Annotated in this window: 7 protein-coding genes, 1 tRNA gene and 1 pseudogene; 1 reads left to right on the top strand and 8 read right to left on the bottom strand. The window is 57.9% G+C overall.

Annotated elements, in window-relative coordinates; translation table 11 throughout:
- Positions 1–6: 6 nt before the first annotated feature.
- Positions 7–591, bottom strand: a complete 585-nt coding sequence (locus E4O98_RS27550) for a papain-like cysteine protease family protein (RefSeq protein ID WP_248136790.1) — start codon at positions 589–591, stop codon at positions 7–9.
- Positions 592–959: 368 nt separating this feature from the next.
- On the opposite strand from E4O98_RS27550, the pseudogene E4O98_RS27545 reads away from it, so the two are divergent.
- A pseudogene (locus E4O98_RS27545) lies at positions 960–2353 on the top strand (IS4 family transposase).
- Positions 2354–2435: 82 nt separating this feature from the next.
- Here E4O98_RS27545 and E4O98_RS27540 read toward each other — a convergent pair.
- From E4O98_RS27540 to pal, 7 genes are all read right to left on the bottom strand, one after another.
- On the bottom strand, positions 2436–2915 hold the full coding sequence (locus E4O98_RS27540; RefSeq protein ID WP_081883329.1) for a pentapeptide repeat-containing protein: 480 nt from the start codon (positions 2913–2915) through the stop codon (positions 2436–2438).
- Entirely contained in the window at positions 2912–13258 is a 10347-nt protein-coding gene (locus E4O98_RS27535) for a filamentous hemagglutinin N-terminal domain-containing protein (protein ID WP_248136788.1), read from the bottom strand. Before E4O98_RS27535 ends, E4O98_RS27540 begins: the two co-directional genes overlap by 4 nt.
- Before the next feature lie 30 nt (positions 13259–13288).
- Positions 13289–15010 carry a ShlB/FhaC/HecB family hemolysin secretion/activation protein gene (locus E4O98_RS27530; RefSeq protein WP_282445178.1) on the bottom strand — a complete coding sequence of 574 codons (1722 nt, stop codon included), beginning with the start codon at positions 15008–15010 and terminating at the stop codon, positions 13289–13291.
- A 401-nt stretch (positions 15011–15411) separates the two neighbouring features.
- Positions 15412–15487 (bottom strand) — tRNA-Lys (locus tag E4O98_RS27525).
- A gap of 123 nt (positions 15488–15610) precedes the next feature.
- Complete coding sequence (gene queE, locus E4O98_RS27520) at positions 15611–16258, bottom strand: 7-carboxy-7-deazaguanine synthase QueE (RefSeq protein WP_032879702.1); 648 nt, start codon at positions 16256–16258, stop codon at positions 15611–15613.
- Between the two features lie 164 nt (positions 16259–16422).
- Complete coding sequence (ybgF, locus tag E4O98_RS27515) at positions 16423–17253, bottom strand: tol-pal system protein YbgF (protein WP_032879701.1); 831 nt, start codon at positions 17251–17253, stop codon at positions 16423–16425.
- A 6-nt stretch (positions 17254–17259) separates the two neighbouring features.
- The gene (gene pal / locus E4O98_RS27510; RefSeq protein WP_003193861.1) at positions 17260–17760 is read right to left on the bottom strand and encodes a peptidoglycan-associated lipoprotein Pal; all 501 of its coding nucleotides are present in this window, start codon (positions 17758–17760) and stop codon (positions 17260–17262) included.
- Positions 17761–17779 lie beyond the last annotated feature (19 nt).

Here is a 17779-nt window from a genome sequence, read left to right as displayed (position 1 = left end):
CCCTCCTCAGTTTTTTACGGTGAAGTAAGTGTTGGTCCAATTGCCGCCGCCGTTGTACGAACCAGGGAACGCGTTCAACGCACGGGTCGAGTAACCGTAGATCGAATCTGCGATCAACAGGTAGTTGCCGTTGGTCCCATAGATCACCAAAAAGTGCGCACCGCCACCGTACCAGGCACAACGCAAACCGATGGGGCGGCCCCTGTTGATCTGGCTCTGGATGGCCGACATTTGCAACGAGCCTTGATTCATGCCGTTGTAGCTGCGCGTGGTTCGTAAGGCGGAATCCAGATAGCCGTAGACGTTGCACGGTCCAGGTTGATTGCAGCAGTTGCGGTCAAGCTCGCTGCTGGCTACACCGCACTGGGTCCAGGACCCGGTGCCGTAGTAGTTGCCGACCGAGGCAGAGAGCGCCGCCCAGCACCAATTGCTCTGGGTTTGTCTCTGCATGCTGAAATTGAGACTGGCGGCAGCCATTGCTTGGGGCTGTGCAGCCGCTTTGACTTCGACCAGTTGCGGATCGAGCAGATGGCCGACCAGGCAATTGGGCGGTGTGTCGCCGGTGAGTCGGGTTGTTTCAGTGGATAACATTTTTCAATCCTCCATGAGTGAAAACCAGCGTCCTGCTGGTAAACGTGTAGCGGTGTTGCTGAGCTATCGACGTTCAAGATGGCCCATATTTGATGGGGGCGTTGCGATCTGACTCGGGGTAACCCTAGGCGTTAGTATGCATATACGCAAATATGCAAATGCATTGGCGCATATTTTTGATGAGTGCGCGGAGTTTGTCTGGCAGGGTGAACCTATTTCAGGACTAGACATGGAAAAAAAAATCTGTCCCGAATGGCACTTACTTAACAGCTAACTAGCTGATTCAGCTGCAAAAAAATGAAAAAAAGGCCGTCCTTAGTCTACGGTGATAGTTGCGAACACACACCACCCGAACAAGGACAGCCCGCGTGAATCGTAGACGTCAAATCGTCAGGCATCAACAGCAGCGCGCTCATCAGCACGCAAAAAACAGCAATGCCCATGCATTCTTCAAGCTGCTCGCCGATCCAGAGCTGCTTCAGCGTGTCGAGTCAATGATGCCCAAGCATCGTCAACGGCTGTTCCCGCCCACCGAAACACTGTCGATGTTTCTAGCCCAGGCCATGAATGCAGACCGCTCTTGCCAGAATGCCGTGAACGACTTTTCAATCAAACGCTCTTGCAATGGGTTAAAGCCCAGCAGCGTACACACCGGCGCTTATTGCAAAGCTCGGGCGCGGTTGCCGGTAGAGATGGTGTCAACATTGTTGCGCTCCACGGGATCTGCGATGAGTCACAACGCGCCAGCGGCATGGCGCTGGATGGGTCGCCCGGTGCGCCTCGTGGATGGCACCACGGTGACCCTGCCGGACACCGCCGCCAACCAAGAGGCTTATCCGCAATCTCGTGGTCAGAAGCCCGGGCTGGGTTTCCCCATCTGCCGTTTGGTTGGGATTATTTGCCTGGCCAGCGGTTCCGTTTTAGACGCCTCGCTGGGACGCTTTCGAGGCAAAGGTGGTGATGAACAAACACTTCTCAGAACGATGCTCGACACGCTGAACCGAGGCGACATTGTGCTGGGTGATGCCTACTACGCGACTACGCGACGTACTTTTTGCTGTGCGAACTGCAACGTCGCGGGATCGATGGTGTGTTCGAACAATACGGCGCCAGGCGGCGCAGTACCGACTTTCAACTTGGGCAATCGTTGGGTCCGGAAGATCATTTGGTTGAGCTGAAAAAGCCCCCACAACGACCCTCCTGGATGAGCCAGACATACTACGACGATGCACCGCAAACACTGACAGTACGTGAACTGAAAACCGGTGGAAAAATCCTGGTGACCACCTTGAACTGCCCACAGCAAGCGCCCAAGGCTGGGCTGAAATCTCTGTACAAGGACCGTTGGCATGCTGAGTTGGATCTGCGCAATCTCAAGACAACGCTGAGGCTTGAAACGCTGAGCTGCAAGACGCCTGCCATGGCCGTCAAAGAGTTATGGGTGTATCTGCTGGCGCATAATCTGATTCGGATGATCATGGCCCAATCGGCGCTATTGGCGGATTGTTTACCGCGAGAGCTGAGCTTCAAACATAGCCTTCAGCTATGCCTTGCACTGAGGCATTACGGAGCGGGAGAAGACGACGAGGACGTGTTGAGCCTGCTCAAATTGATTGCCCGAAAACGTGTTGGAAATCGACCCGGTAGAATCGAGCCCCGCGCTGTAAAACGAAGACCCAAGCCTTACCCCATGCTGATGCAGGCACGAAGGCTGGCAAGGGCCGAGGTACGCGAGAATGGGCATCCGAAGAAGGTTAAGTAAGTGCCATTCAAATCTGTCCCCTTTTTTTCCAAGTCTTCTTTAGCTCTCACTTCCAGAACCTCAAACAAAAAAACATTTCCTTTTACTTTCTTAACAACCCATAAACTCCTGGACTGAAGCCTTCTGGCCACTTAGTTAAATTATTATATACCCCCCCCTGAAGCTTACACGCTTCCAACCCAACAACACTGACATCTGCCCCGGAAAAATCAGCGCCTCGAAAGTCGCAACCATCTACATTAGCGCCCTTTAAATTTGCCAAGCCTAAATCCACATTAGAAAAATCAGAATACATTAGTAACGCCCCAGACAAATTACTCCCCCTCATTCTAGACCCTGTCAATATTGCATTAACCATTGAAACATTTTCCATGCACACATGATCTAACACAGAAAAATAAAAAACGGAATTCCTCAGATCACCACCTGTAAAATCAGCCCGACTAAAATCCAGATACTCAAATATAGCACGATGAAAATCTATCCCCTTAAGATCCGCTCCGACAAAGCTTTCAATAGGAAGCTGTAAATTGTCACCCGTCTCAAACCTTACAGTAATCATCTGTTATCCCAATCTAAAGGTGAAATCTCAAGATTAACGGTTGGCCTTTTCTTACTAGCTTTGTAGCTAGTCAACACACCAGGATCTATCTCAGGCTCCTTACCAAGTATTTTAGCTGCAATATATCTATGATTCCCATCCACAATAACATTGCCATCCATTTTAATTGGTGGAGCAACATCCCCTTTAAGGAGCCTATCAACGTACCGTTGAATCATTGGCAGAGAAACACCATCTTGCGCACTAATAGTTTTGTCATCCCTCAGTGCTTTCTGGATAATTTCTGGAGTTACATCGCTTCCTTTAGTTACCAGTGGCTTTGCATTTGCACCGCCCGCTTTTTTAACTCCAAACAGCATAGCTGTCCACTTGGAAAGCATACCCACCGTCTCAGGGGCTATGTCAACGCCTACCTCTCCTGCCGCATTACTTGCTGCCTGTAATCCACCGTCGACAATTCCTACACCGACCACCTTCAACCGGGAGTTGACGTTCAGCAAGTCAACTGCCCCTAGCATGCGATCCACCTCACCAGGTAGGTCGCCATGGGCCCGTACTTGGGAAATCATCTCATGGGTTTTGTCATAGCTCGCCACCCAGTCGCCATAAGCTTCCTTGCACTTAGCAGGATCGCTTTCACAAATAGCATTCAGGCGTTTTTCGTTAGCCTCATTCAAATCAGCATATTTATTGATGACATCTCTGCAGCTGTCTGTGGCGGTACAGGTCTTGGCTTCGCCAATGAGTGCTTCAACCTCCTTGTGCTGCAACTCGTTGTAAATTGTTCCCTGCTGAGCCACCCACCCCGCCACTTCCTGGTCTTTTGCACTTCCACCCACACCTGCCGCAACCGTCATTCCGATTAACTGAGAGGTCATGGCCAACACGCGATCATGGGCCTCGCCAGGGAATAACTTCTCACCAAACGTTTGTATCAGGGCCTTATTCGCGCCAGCAGCAATAGCACCAGAAGCGAAATCCCCTCCTGCCGCTTCGGCGATTAATCCTCCGACAATCGCATGCACTGCCACCTTAGTGGAAAGGTTGGAACCAACGAGTTCGGTCCCCACACGCTCGTAAATCATTCCAGACAGGACGCTGGCAGTCAGATCAATAGCTGCTTGACCAATATTCTTAGTAAAACTGCCGCCATTGGTGACAGTTCTCAGCGCCGAGTTGACCGCCAATTGCCTCCCAAGGTCTGCGGCAGTGAATTCACCGGTGACGCCGGCAAACTTCGCTATCGCCCCACTGAGCCCTGCGATTGCATAGCCTTTCAGGCTATCGCCCGACGTCACATCCTTGGCAATATCGCCTAAGTTCCCTTTGTTGTTGATGGTACTTGTCGCGCCTTTGACTGCGACCGCAGTAACCACCGAGTTCGCAACGAGACCGGTTGTTGTAGTAGACGCCGCTCCGACAAGACCCGCTCCAGCGCCCCAGGTGAAGTAAGTGACAATGATGGCGATGACCAACGCCGCACCACCACCCAGGCTTGAGTTGTTGTACTTGAAGCTATCGTGAACCTCTTGGACCTTGCGCCAATCCACGTCCCCGCGCTGCTCGGCTTCTTTCAACCAAGCCAGTTGCGGGTCGGCCTTAACCATCACATCAATGGTCTGGCTTACGGTGCGCTGGTCGATCTGCTTGACATCAATCTTCAAACCATCGACCGCTTTGATCACGACGCTACCTTGCGCAATCATCTGCGTTTGGCGCAACGTCTCGTCGGTCTTGCCTTTGCCTTTGGAGCTCGTCCACACCATGTCACTCTTGCTCTTGGTGTGGCTCTCGTCATGCAGATCCTTCACTGCCTCAAACGTCACCGCCCCACCACTGACAATCGCAATATCCCCACCACTCTCAAGCTTCGCCGCCTGATACTTCTGATCCCCCCCACTCTCCAGCGTCAAATCACCCCCAGTCTTGACCTCACTCCCGATATTCTTCACATCAGTCACTTCATCACGCTGAGTCTTCTTGCTGCCCCAACTGCCCTTCTTGCTCATGTCGTACAGCGAGTAATGGCTGTCTTGCGCTGCCAGCAGTTGCAGTTCGTTATCAGCGTGCACATAGGCTTCGTTGCCCGCGCTGATTTTGCTGGCAACCAAAGTCAGGTCAGTGCCAGCGATGGCGATCAAGTCGCCGCCGGCTTTGAGTTCGGCGCTTTGTTGCGTGACGTCGTCCAGTTGAGTAGTGGTTTTGGTGCCGCCTTTTTTACCTTTGGAGTAGTCGTGTTGTTCGTTGGCGGCGGCGGCCAGGGTCAAGTTTTCACCGGCTTTGACGCTGAGGTCTTTGGCAGCGCTGACGGTGCTGGCGACTACCGCGATGTCGCGGCGGGCGTCGATGGCGAGGTTGCCGCCCACGTCCACAGCGGAGGCGTGTTGCAGGATGGTTTGCTCGGTGCCGCTGATGCGCCGCCGCTGATAGGCGTAGTCGTCCTGTTCGGTCTGGCTGGCGATCAGCACGTCCCGCCCTGCGCTCACGCTGGCGTTGCCACCGGCCTTGAGGTTGCTACCAACGTTGAACACATCGCGGCCCGCGTTCAGCTTGAGCGTGTCGGTGGCTTCGAAGCGTGAGGCTTCGCTGGCCACGTCGTTGCGCAGTTGGTAGCCCTGGCCGTCCTGTTTGAAGGTGGTGACGGTGCGCTCGTTGATGATGTCGCCGGTCACGGCGGTGGCGCTGATGTCGCGGCCATTGATGATGCCGCCACGGCTGTTGCGGATCGAGTCGGTGGCGAGCATTTCCAGGCGGTTGCCGGCTTGCATCAGGCCGCTGTTGTCGATGTTGCCTGCGACCATGTTCAGGTTGTTGGTAGCGCGCAGGGTGCCGCTGTTGTGCAGGTCGCCGCCGGTGATCAGGCTCACGTCCTGGCCCTGGATCAGCGCGCCGTTGGGGGCCAGGCGGTTATTGGCCTGGGCCAGGTAGAGCACGGGGGTCAGGACTTTCTGGCCGTTGACCTCGGCTTCTTCCATCCACACGATGTCGTGGGTCAGCGCCGCGACTTGCTCGGCGGTGAGGGATACGCCCAGTTGCAGGTTGAGTGAGTCCTTGTAGGAGATGGCGTTGTCCATCAGGTAGCGGAACAGTTGGTCATCGCTGGCGATGCCGTTGATGTAGCGCTGGCCGGTGCGGGCCACCACGGCTTCGCGGATCAGGCGTTGCTCGTACAGGCCGTCGCCCAGGCGCTTCCAGCTGGCGTCGGGGTTGTAGCCGAGTTTGCCGAGCAGGTAGTCGGAGCTCATGAACTGCTTGAGGTCGGTGAGCGCCGGGTTGGTTTCGATCAGGTATTTGTGGCTGTTATCCACCGGGGCGATTTCCGGCAGGCCTTGCACGCGGGTGATCGAGGGCGCGCGGCTGTCCAAAGCCAGTGGGCCCTGGCCGTTGACTGCACCGCTGATTGGCTGGCCGTCGAGGTTGAAACCGCGTTCTTGCACGGCGGTGTAGTCGAGGGTTTTCTCGCGGTCGGCGGCGGTGATGACTCGCCCGTTGACGCTGAAGTCCCCGGTGGCGGTGTCCGCTTTACTCGCTGCGCCGCCTTTCGCTGCCTGGCCGCTGAGGCGGAACAGACCGTTCTGGCTGGTCGGCAAACTGAAGCCGGGCAAGGTCACCGGGTTGACCTGGCGCTGGGCCAGGTCCGGAGGAAGTTGCGCGGTGATTGCCGGTTTTACCGTGGAGGCAAATACATCCGAGTTGGTGTTGCGGTTGGCCGCCGGGGTGTCGATGTTGGTAGCGTTCGGGCGGATGACGCTGTTGTTGATTTCTTTGGTTGCGTTAACGGTGACCGATCCGGCTGCCTGGATCACCGCTTGGGCGATCACGCTGCCAGAGGTGGGCACGGTGTAGTCGATAGGTGATGTGAAGTAGGTATCCGAGAACCTCGTCTTCTCAATGAACTGGTCGAACGTGTACTGACCCGGCTTATAGTCACTTGAGCTGGGATCGTTGCTACGGTTGAACTGTTCGACTTCGCTCATCAGCAATGAGTAAGCCGACCGGTTACGCGTGTAGTAGGCGTAACCGAAATTACGCTGCTCACCGCCGGCAGCGCCGGTGTTGTTCAGCACGTCGGTGTTGATCAGGATGTTTTTAGCGGCCGATACCGAGCTGTAGAGGTTATCGAACGTCTGGCTGCCTACCGTGAGATCACCACCGGCATTGATGAACGCGGAGGCGGAGCTGCCTTTGATGACGTCCTCATAGGTTTCGACGCCGCTGAAACTCAGCTCGCAGCCTTTACCTTTGCAGTAATCGTTGCCGTAGACACCGATGCTCCCGGAGACCAGGCTTTTCTCCGTGGTGAACTGGTCGCGGCGGTTGCTCAGGGTATCCGTCAGCAAGCGCATGTTGCCGTCGCTTTCCAAGGTACCGGAGACGTTTTCAATCAGTGCACTGCGCCCGTTGGCATCATCGCGTGCGATGTCGAGGCCACCCAGGCTGTAGACATCACCAAAGCGGTTGCTGAAGTCGTTGACGCGCAAGGTCATGTCCTTGCCGCTGAACAACAGGCCTTTTTCATTGAGCAGATGCGTGGCGTTGAGGCGAACATTCTCGGAGCCGCCCAGGGTGCCGTAGTTTTTCAGGGCGCCAGCGTTGACCGTCAGGTCGCCTACCGAGGTCACGCGACCACGATTGGTCAGGACGTTGGTGCTCGTGACCTGGGTGATTGCACCACCACCAATACGAGCATTCTCACCCAGGTCCATGTTGGCGGCGGCGAGGGTCATGTCGCCCAGGCTACTGACCCGGCCGTTACCGCTATAGCCGCCGGTGAGGGTCAACTTGAGGGTGCCGTCACTGGCCAGCAGGCCGTCGTTGGTCCAGGTGTCGCCGGTGCCGGTCAGGCTTTGTGCGCCGAGCAATTGGCCGCTGGCGGTCTGGGTGAATTGGCCAATGTCCAAGTTCAGTCGTCCGGCCTGGATCACACTGCTGTTGGTCCAGCTTGCTGCCTTGATATCCAGTTGGCCGTTGGTGACGAAGCTGCCACCGGCACGGGTGACCTGGTCGGAGGTCAGGTCAAACGTGCCAGTGCCGGTATGCACGATGCGCCCACCGTTGTTGTCCAGGCTGCCAGCTTGCAGGTTGAGGGTTTCGTTGGCGCTTTCCAGCGCGCCGAAGCGGTTATCGAACAGGCCCGTGGTACGAATATCGGTGGTGCCGACCCGGCCCATGGCGCGCAGGTTGCCGCTGACGTTGTTGATGGTTTGCGCGGCAAGGCGCAGGGTGTCGTCGCTTTCAATCAGGCCATAGCTGTTGCTCAGGGTGCCCGTCAGGCCGAAATCAATTGCGCGGGCGCCGACCTTGCCACCATTACCGACCTCAGTGCCCTGGTTATCGAAGTTCGCGGCCGTGACTTTGAGCAAGGTGTCGGCATACACACCGCCGCCCTGGTTATTCAAGGTGCTGGTGACGATGCGGTTTTCACCGCCCAGCGCCGACAGATGCCCCATCTGGTTGAGCAACCCGTCCCTGGCTGTGATATCCAGCGATTGCGCCTGGGTGATGCCGCTGCCGTTATCGAACAGGCCGGTGACCAGCTTGATCCAGCCCTTGCTGCTGTTGAGGATGCCGCCTGCGGTGTTGGTTACGCTGGCCGCTTCCAGGTCCAGGTTGCCACTGAGGCTGTCGACCCGACCGCCCTGGTTGTTCAGGGCGCCACTGAGGCGCAAGCGGTTTTCGGTCTGGCTTTGCAGCGTGCCCTTTTGGTTGTTGAGCGCTTGAGCGGCAAGATCCAGCTTGCCTTTTTGGCTGTAAATCAAGCCGTCTTGCTGGTTGTGGATGTCACCGGCCAACAGCTTGATGACCAGGTCTTTCTGGCTGGCGAGCGTGCCTTTGGCGCTGTTATCCAGGTCGCCGTTGGCAAGGGTCAGGTCGAGTCGATCCTGGCTGACCAGTTGGCCGCCACGGTTATCCAGGCTGGCGGCGTTCAGCAACAAGGCTGCTCCACTGGCCAGACGGGCGTTGTTGGCGTTGATCAGCGCACCACTGAGGGTGCCTTCCAGGGTGCCCTGGCTGATCAGTTGCCCGCCGCTGTTGTCCAGGCTTTGACCGGTCAGGGAGATATTGGCCGCGCTGATCTGGCCGCCACGGTTGAGGATTTCACTCTGGGCGTTGTTGAAGTCCAGCTGTTGACCGGCAGAAATCAAGCCGCTGTTGCCGTTGTCCAGGCGACCGGCAACGGTGAGGTCAACATCGGCCTGGCCGGAGATGATCCCCTGATCATTGTTCAGGCTGCCCGCGGTGAGCGTTTGTTTGCCCAGGCTGACCAGGGCACCCGCCGCGTGGTTATCCAATACACCGGTGAGGTCGGTGTGCAACGTGCCACTCTTGCTCGACAACGTGCCCTCGGAGCTGTTGTCGAGGCTATTGCCGACCACCGTCAGACCGTTCCAGCCGGAGATCAAGCCCTTGTTGGCGTTGACCACTGTATCCGCTTCAAGACGCAATTGATCAGCGCTGAGGATGACCCCACGATCACCGTTATCGATGCGTTTGGCAGCTACGGTGAACGCCGTCTGACTGGAGATTTCGCCTTGTTCGCGGTTGGTCAGGTTGGCCAGGCGCGCGAAGGTCAGCGGGCCTTTGGCGCTGATCAAGCCTGCGCTGTTATCGAGATTGCCGCCTTGCAGGTCGAGGGTTACGGCGCGTTCGCCGATCAAGCGGCCCTGACGCTGGATCAGCTGTTGGACGATGAGCTTCAAGTCGCCCTTGGCTGAGATTTCGCCATCCAGGCTTGAGTCGACTGTTTGCCCGGTCAGGGTCAGGTCCGCCTGGCTGTTGATCAACCCGGCAGTGTTATCGAGGTTGGCAGTGGTCAGGTTCAGCGCCTGTTGACTGCCGATCACACCCGCACGGTTATCCACATTGGCGGCAGTGACGGTCTGGCTACCGTCGCTGACGATTCGTCCGCCCTGGTGATTGTCCAGCGCGCCGGTGTTGAGCGTCTGTAGCGTGCCGGCCGAGAGGCTACCTTTGTCGCTGTTGTTCAAGGAGCCTGAGGTGGTAGTCAAAACCGTAGCGGCGGATATCTGCCCCTGGTTATGGTTATCCAGCACACCGGTGACCTTCAGGTCCAGCGCACCACGGCTGGCGAGCGCGCCACGGGCCTGGTTGTCCAGGCTGTCGGCTGCCACTTGCAGAACGCTCTTGGCGGACAGTACACCTTCCACGCTGTTATCCAGCGCCTTGGCGATACGTACCTGCAGGCTGTCGCCACTGATGACTTTGCCGCCGCGGTTATTCAGCGCATCGGCCATCAACAGGAATGACTGGGTGCTGGAGATTTCACCGCCCTGACTGTTGTCGACGTTGCCCAGGTTGTTCAGCAGCAGTTGGCCCGGTGTCGCGATCAGGCCGTGGTCGCGGTTGATCAGTTGCCCATGGTTCAAGTCCAGTTCGATGTTGGTGTTGCTGACCAGCTCACCACGGTCATGCTGGTCCAGCCCACTCAGGGTTGCCTTGACCGTTGACTTGGCGAAGATCGACCCTTGTTGGCTGTTGTCCAGTTGCCCTGCGTTGAGGGTAATACCAGCGTCACTGCTGATACTGCCGCGCTGGCTGTTATTCAGGCCGGCACTGCGCACATCAACCTGCTGCTTGGCGCTGATCACACCGCCCTGGCTGTTGTTCAGCGCAGCGCTGACCAGCGTGGCGGTGCCATCGGCGAGTAGTTTGCCTGCCTGGTTGTTCAACTGGCCCTGAGTGGTGATCGACAGCGCATTGGCTGCGGACAAAATGCCGCCCTGGCTGTTGTCCAGCGTACCGGCCTTGACGGTTAACGCGCCCTCGCTGAGCAGCGTGCCCTGCCCTTGGTTAAGCAGGTCGCCGGTCAGGGTGATGTTCAGGTCTTTTTGGCTGGTGACACGGCCACCCTGGCTGTTATCCAGTTGGGCGCCGTTCAACACAAGGCTCTCACGCCCCGCCAGCAGGCCTTTGCTCTGGTTGAGCAGACGTTGGACCGTGAGCGTCAGGCCGCTGTCGCCGATCACCTTGCCGGTGGTGTTGTTCAGTTGATCGGCGACCACCAGCACCTTTGCCTGGCTGGATATCTCGCCTTGCTGGTTAAGGATGGTCTGGCTGCGCAGGTCCACGCCGTGGGTGGCAGCGATAAGGCCGCCGTTGCGGTTATCCAGGAATGTGCCGGTCAGGTTCAGCGCACCGTCGCTGACGAGTTCGCCCGCTTGTTGATTGAGCACACCGACCGTTGCCTGCAAGTCGCCCTTGGCGCTGATGCGACCGGCGCTGTTTTCGAGCCGGTCGGCGTTGAGGGTCAGCGCACCATCGCTGCCCAACTTGCCACCGTTGCTGTTGTTCAACTGATTCAGCTGCACGTGCGCTACGGCCTTGGTGCTGATCACGCCCGCTTGGCTGTTATCCAGATCGCCGCCGGTGAGGGTCAGCGCGCCGTCGGCAATGACCAGACCACCCTGGTTGATCAGGCTGTCGCCGTGCAACGCCAGGGTGGTTTTGCTGGACACCAGGCCGCCCTGGCTGTTGTTCAACTGCCCTGCGGTTATTTGATGAGCCCCCTGGCTGACGAGGTTGCCTTCATTGCGATTGTCCAGCAGCCCGGCGACGGTCAGGTTCATCACGCCCTGGCTGGCGATGGAACCTTTGTCGCGGTTATCCAGGCTGGCCGCCTGTGCCGTCAGGCTGGTGGCGGAGAAAATCCCCAGGCGGTTATCGATGGCACCGCTGGCGGTCACGTTGAGGTTGCTGCCCAGCAATTTGCCTGAACGGTTGTCCAGGGTCGTGGCGATCACGGTAGTCTGATCGGCAGAGATTTCACCCGCCTGGTTGCTCAATTGCCCGGCGGTTACACGGGCCTGCGCCTGGCTGGCGACCAGGCCGTTATCGTTAGTCAGTTGGCCGGCGTTGAGCGTCAGGTTCTTGAGGCCGATTACGCGACCGCTCTGGTTATCCAGTGCAGCGGTTACCGTAACGTCGGTGCTGTTTTCACTGTGCAGCAGACCGTTGGTGCGGTTATCCAGGCCGGTGGCCGTGACCTTGAGCGAGTCCTTCCCCAATACACGACCGCCACGGTTGTCGAGTTGGCCGGCGTTAACCACGGCGCCTATACCGCTCAATGTGCCACCTTGATTGTTCAAGGTTTGGTTGGCTGTCGCGATGAGGGTTCGGCTGGCAACCACGCTGCCGCTATTGCTCAGGTTCGCCGCGTGCAGGCTGACATCGCCATTGGCATTGCGGCTTTCATCAGCGTTGACACCGGCTTCGATGATGCCGCTGTTGACCACCGTGCCACCGCTGGTAACGGTGATACTGTCGCGGGCCGCCAGGCTTTTCTGGTTGTTCAGGCCCGCTGTGGTTTGCAGATCGATTCGCGTGCCGGCATACACAGCCCCAGCAGCGTCTAATTGACCGGCCTTGACCACCACCGCTTCGCTGGCTTTGGCATTAGCCATGCTCAAGCGTCCATTGGCATCGAGCTGAATATCCCCCCCACTGGCCATCAACGCACCGTCGAGCTTAACGCCCACACCGGCTTCAGTCCCCACCAGCTTGATCGCCCCGGCATACATCCCACCCAACGCCGTCGAGTCAATCGCCAGCTCCGGCTTGGCACTGCCGTCATCGGCGCGGGCGGTGGCGTTCAAGGTCTGCGCATTTACATCATTGCGCCCAGCAACCACGCTCAAGTTGCGCGCATTGATCTGCGCATTGATCTTGGCCGAGCGGGTGATGATTTCGAAGCGGTCGACGTTGCTGGCGTTCAAGCCCTGGCCGTCGATAGTCACGGCACCGCCATCGACCTGGTAACGGTCCAGGCGGCCGTTATCGAGGATGGGTTTGCCGGTGGTCAGGGTAACGTTGGGGGTGTTGATGAAGCCGCAGCCACTGCAGGTGATGCCGTAGGGGTTGGCGACGATGACCTTGGCCGACTGGCCCGCCACTTCGGTGTAGCCGCGCAATTGGCTCGGGCTGCCACCGTTGACTTCGTTGAGGATGATATTGGCAGCGCGGCCCTGCAGGTTCGGGTTGCCCAGGATGATGCCGCCCAGTTGCGTCGATTGAGTGCGTTCGGTGGCGTTGTTGAGGATCACGCCGTTGGTGCCGACGTTGTAGTCCTTGAACTGGTTGTGGGACAAGCCACTGCCATTGGGGGTGGCGATGTTCACTACCGGCACGCCATTGCCCGCCGCGCCCACTGTGGTGCCGGGGGCGCTGACCACGATGCCTTCGGCCTGGGCCAGCAGCGGTTGCCAGAACAGCGCATTGGCCAGGATCAGCGCCAGGCCACGTTTGGGCAGGCCGAGGAACGCGTCACGGCTTTTCAGGGCAGCAGAAGGCTGGCGAACCAGGAAGGCAAATTGGCGAACATCCATTTCAAATTCTCGTTGCAACTGGGCGTTGAATTACAGGAAGAAATCCATGCGGAAGTAGATCGGTGCTTCACGCTCAAATAGCGCGGCCGGTCGTTCCAGCGAGTGGGCAAAGGTCACGCTGGTACTGACGTGTTGGCCGCGGGCGAACAGCTCAAGCGAGTTGCTTGAGACGCGGCCGTGCACTTCGCCGTTGTAGCGACCGTTGCGGATCACGCCCTGGTCGTAGCCCACGCTGGCACCGTATTCACCGAACACCGGGCGCAGCCAACCGAGGGTCACCGGGCGGCTCCAGCGCAGGTCATTGCGCCAGTAGCCGCCACTGTCGCCGGTCAGTTGCTGGTCCTTGTAGCCACGTATCGACGCCGAGCCGCCGAGGCTCATGCGCTGGGGGCTGAACAGCACGTCTTCACTGCGCTGGCCGGTGGCCAGGCTGGTGAAACTGAACGACTCGCCCCACAGCGTGAAGGGCTGCAGGTAGCTGACGGTGGCGGTGTATTTGCGGTAGCGGGAGTTGGCCAGTCGATTGCCGTTCTGATCGCGCTCATGTTGGCTCTGGGCATCAAGCAAACCAATGCCGTCCTGCATACCGAGGTCAATGTTGACAAAAGCACTGCCAACTCGCCGACCGTGGTTGATGCCCCACTGCAACTCGCTGAGCCGATTGCTGCTGACGGCCAAGCGGCTGTCTTCGATGTAATTGTTGGTACGCAGGTGGGACAGGCCGACGTTGAGCGAGGTTTTGCTCACGGCATCACGGTGGATCACCCGCTCAGCGCGCAACTGATGGTTTTCACTGTCCCCGGTTTGCTTGAAGTCGAAACCATCGCCCTGGACGACCGAACGGTAGTCGCTCTGGTTGTAGCTGTAGCTGAAGTTCCACCAGCCCCAGGGCACGTTGTAGTACAGCATCGCGTTCTTGGAGGTTTTCTGGTGATCGCTGACGGCGTCGTGGCCGCCGCGCAGAATCAGTTGATCGGCCAGGCCCAGCGGGCTGTCCCATTCAAAGCCGGTACCCCACTGTTGTTCGCCGGTGCTTTTCTGGCCATCGTTGTTACGCGACAGGCTGGCACGCCATGGCTTTTGCGGGTTGTTTTTGACCAATACCGAGCTGCCGCCCACGGCCTCGCCCGGGGTCAGCTCCATCTGTGCCTGATTGGACGGTAAACGGTTGAGTTGATCGACAGCCTGCTCGATTTCTCGCAGATTTAATATCTCGCCGCTTTTGCCGGGAAAGGCCATGGCCAGTTCGCGGTCCGACAGCTTGCTGCTGTCGGCGCCCTTCAGGCCTTCAAGCTTGCCTTCCACCACCAGGACTTGCAGATGCCCTTTGGACATATCCTGCTGCGGCAAGTAGGCGCGGCTGGTCACCAGGCCTTTGTCGATGTAGTAGTTGGTGATGTCTTTGAGCAGGGCGTTGAGTTGTGCAACGCCCAGGCACTGACCGGCGTACGGTTTGAGTAGACGCTCGCGTTCAGCGGCAGGCAGGTGGTCGGCACCCTGGAGTTCAATGGTTTGGATCGGGAAGCAACGACTGTCCACCGGGGCTGCCGGCGCTTCGGGCCTGGCCGCTTTGCCGGGCAGTTCCTTGAGCTGCTCAAGACGGCGCTGCTGATCTTCCAACAGGCGGTTTTGCCGCTCGCGGATCAGGTCCTGATCACCCGGCAGGGTTGCCGCCATCACGCAGTGGGAAGCGAGGCAGGCAAGCAGGGCAATGCTCAGTGAATACCGAGTCCGTGGCAGTGAGGCAGACATGTTCGATCCATCGAATTTACGAAGGGTGGCAAATTAACATCGACCACCTTTCTCGCCAATAATCTGACCAAACTTTAGGAAAAGCCCTAAAAAACACGCAACCAACTGATGGCTAACGAAAAAAATCAAATAGGAACAGATCTCGCTTGAAGTTTCTGGTTGTTTTCCGACCAGCGGTATCAAATTTGATACACATTGAACACGCACACGAACGACCGGACTATTCGGCCAACACCGGTCCGCGTATGAGTATTTGATTGATTTAAGGAATGTCTGGACGACAACGGAAATCTGAGCAGACGTTGACCCAACGTCGACTCGGACAGGCCAAATGGCAGGCAAAAAAAAACCCGGAAATCCTCACTTGCGTGGGCCTTCCGGATTTTCTAAACCGCCAAAAATGGTGGGTCGTGTGGGATTCGAACCTACGACCAATTGGTTAAAAGCCAACTGCTCTACCAACTGAGCTAACGACCCGCTGTGTGGTGGCGCGTATAATACTGATTTCTAAGGATTATTCAACACCTTATTTGAAATAAATCAGAAAAAACGCATTTGAACGGTAATTCGGTGGGCAGAACGTCTCTCGCAGCAGCCGGATCAGCGCCCCGGCTCGTCGTTCCACAGGTACTTATGCAGCTGCAATTGCAGGCGCACCGGCAGGTTGTCTGCCACTACCCAGTCGGCCAGGTCGCGAGCGTTGAGGTCATGGTGGCTGGGCGAGAACAGCACCTCGCCCGCGCGGCGTTCCAGGCCATACTGGATCAGCTTGGAAGTCGCCCAATCATAATCGTCGCGGGAACAGATGACGAACTTGACCTGGTCGTTGGCCGTCAACAAGTCGATGTTCTCGTAGCGGTTGCGGTGGGCTTCCTTGGAGTCGGGGGTCTTGAGGTCGACCACCCGGCTTACACGCGGATCGACAGCGGAAATGTCCAGGGCGCCACTGGTTTCCAGTGAGACCTCGTAACCGGCGTCACACAGCTGCTTGAGCAAGGGAATGGCATTGGGTTGCGCCAATGGCTCACCGCCCGTCACGCAGACGTAGCGCGGCCGGTAGCCGGCAACCTGTTCCAGGATGTCGTCGAGGGTGCGCACGGTGCCGCCGCTGAAGGCGTAGGCGCTGTCGCAGTATTGGCAACGCAATGGGCAGCCGGTGAGCCGTACAAATACGGTGGGCAGGCCAGCAGTGCGCGTTTCACCCTGCAACGAGTAAAAGACTTCGGTAATACGTAATGTGTCTTGCATAGTCGCCACGGGCGTAACAGCTAAACAGGCTGTCCGCCTCCGTCAGGCACTTCAAGGGATTGCGCCAACGCGCCAACCCCAGGAAGCGTGTTTCATAAAAGGGCGTGGATTCTAACGAAAAAACCCGCGCCAGGCGCGGGTTTCTTCTAAACGGGCGGTATTGCTTACAAGCGTTGCAGATCGCGCTGGGCCAACTGCGCGGCGGAGGTACCCGGATACTGGGCAACCACCTGTTGCAGAATGCCTTTGACCTTGTCGGTATGACCCAGGCGGCGCTCTACGTCAGCGAGCTTGTACAGCGAGTCCGGCACCTTGGCGTGCTTGGGGTACAGCTGGCTGACCTTGGCAAAAGCCTGGCCTGCCCCCTGCAAATCACCCTTTGCCAGGTTGACCTCGCCCAACCAGTACTGGGCATTGCCCGCGTACTGGCTGTTGGGGTACTTGCGCAGGAATGCGGTAAAGGCCTGGCTGGCCTTATCGAAATCCTTGGCCTTGATCAGGTCGAAGGCTGCATCGTAATACAGCTTTTCCTTCGCCGGATCACCCGGTTCACTGCTGGCGGCAGGGGCAGCCGCGGCGGCCCCAGCTGCAGCGCCACCGGCAGCAGCGCTTGGCGCGCCACCGGCAGCAGAATTATCAGGAGTAGCGGCAGGTGCAACGCCGGCTCCAATACGACGATCAAGATCCTGGTATCGCTCCAGGCCTTCTTGCTTGAGCTGGTTCACCTGGTTCTGCAGCACTTCAATTGCGCCTTGTTGCTGCGCCAATTGATCCTGCATGCGTTGCAGCTGGTTGAACAGCTCGCCCTGTGCCGAGGGAGCGGACGTAGCCGCTCCCCCAGCATAGGCGCCGTTCGTGCCATAACCTGCTGGCGGATAACTGCTCCCGCTATTGTTATAGCCTGAGTTGCTATCCGTTACAGGAACCGCAGCCCACACCGCAAGCGGGGCGAGGCTGAGAGCCAATACAGTCAGAGCACGACGGCACGTTCGCATGACGAATTACTTACGCAGTTCGACGCGACGGTTCTGAGCCCACGACTGTTCGTCGTTGCCAGTTGCAACTGGACGCTCTTTACCGTAGGAAACCAGTTCCAGTTGGCCTGGAGCAACACCTTGCAGTACCAGGTAGCGCTGAACGGCTTTCGCACGACGCTCGCCCAGTGCCATGTTGTACTCACGAGTACCACGGGCGTCAGTGTTACCTTCCAGAACAACGCGAGCGCCGTTAGCTTTCAGGTCCTTGGCGTGAACGTCCAGAGCGCGCATGGCTTCTGGCTTCAGGTCCGAACTGTCGTATTCGAAGTAGAAAGTGGTGATAGCGCGCAGAGCAGCTTCTTCGCTCAGGGAGCCGTCGACCGCACCAGTGTTAGCGCCGTAACCAGCGTTTGGATCAACAGCTGCGCCTTCACCGGCATTGTCGCCGCCTTTAGAGGAGCAACCAACGGCTACGGACAGAGCCAGAGCCAGAGCAGCAAACTTACCAAACTTCAGCATTTCCATCGTGAAACTCCTAATGAAC

The organism is Pseudomonas sp. W2Jun17 (genome assembly GCF_023127795.1).
Taxonomy (GTDB): domain Bacteria; phylum Pseudomonadota; class Gammaproteobacteria; order Pseudomonadales; family Pseudomonadaceae; genus Aquipseudomonas; species Aquipseudomonas synxantha_A.
The sequence above is the reverse complement of the archived record's forward strand: the minus strand, read 5'-3'. Positions and strand labels throughout refer to the sequence as shown.

What these genes read in the sequence shown, in the direction of transcription:
- E4O98_RS27550 (WP_248136790.1), bottom strand. Translation starts at nt 591, where the DNA reads ATGTTATCCACTGAAACAACCCGACTCACCGGCGACACACCGCCCAAT.
- E4O98_RS27540 (WP_081883329.1), bottom strand. Translation starts at nt 2,915, where the DNA reads ATGATTACTGTAAGGTTTGAGACGGGTGACAATTTACAGCTTCCTATT.
- E4O98_RS27535 (WP_248136788.1), bottom strand. Translation starts at nt 13,258, where the DNA reads ATGGATGTTCGCCAATTTGCCTTCCTGGTTCGCCAGCCTTCTGCTGCC.
- E4O98_RS27530 (WP_282445178.1), bottom strand. Translation starts at nt 15,010, where the DNA reads ATGTCTGCCTCACTGCCACGGACTCGGTATTCACTGAGCATTGCCCTG.
- queE (WP_032879702.1), bottom strand. Translation starts at nt 16,258, where the DNA reads ATGCAAGACACATTACGTATTACCGAAGTCTTTTACTCGTTGCAGGGT.
- ybgF (WP_032879701.1), bottom strand. Translation starts at nt 17,253, where the DNA reads ATGCGAACGTGCCGTCGTGCTCTGACTGTATTGGCTCTCAGCCTCGCC.
- pal (WP_003193861.1), bottom strand. Translation starts at nt 17,760, where the DNA reads ATGGAAATGCTGAAGTTTGGTAAGTTTGCTGCTCTGGCTCTGGCTCTG.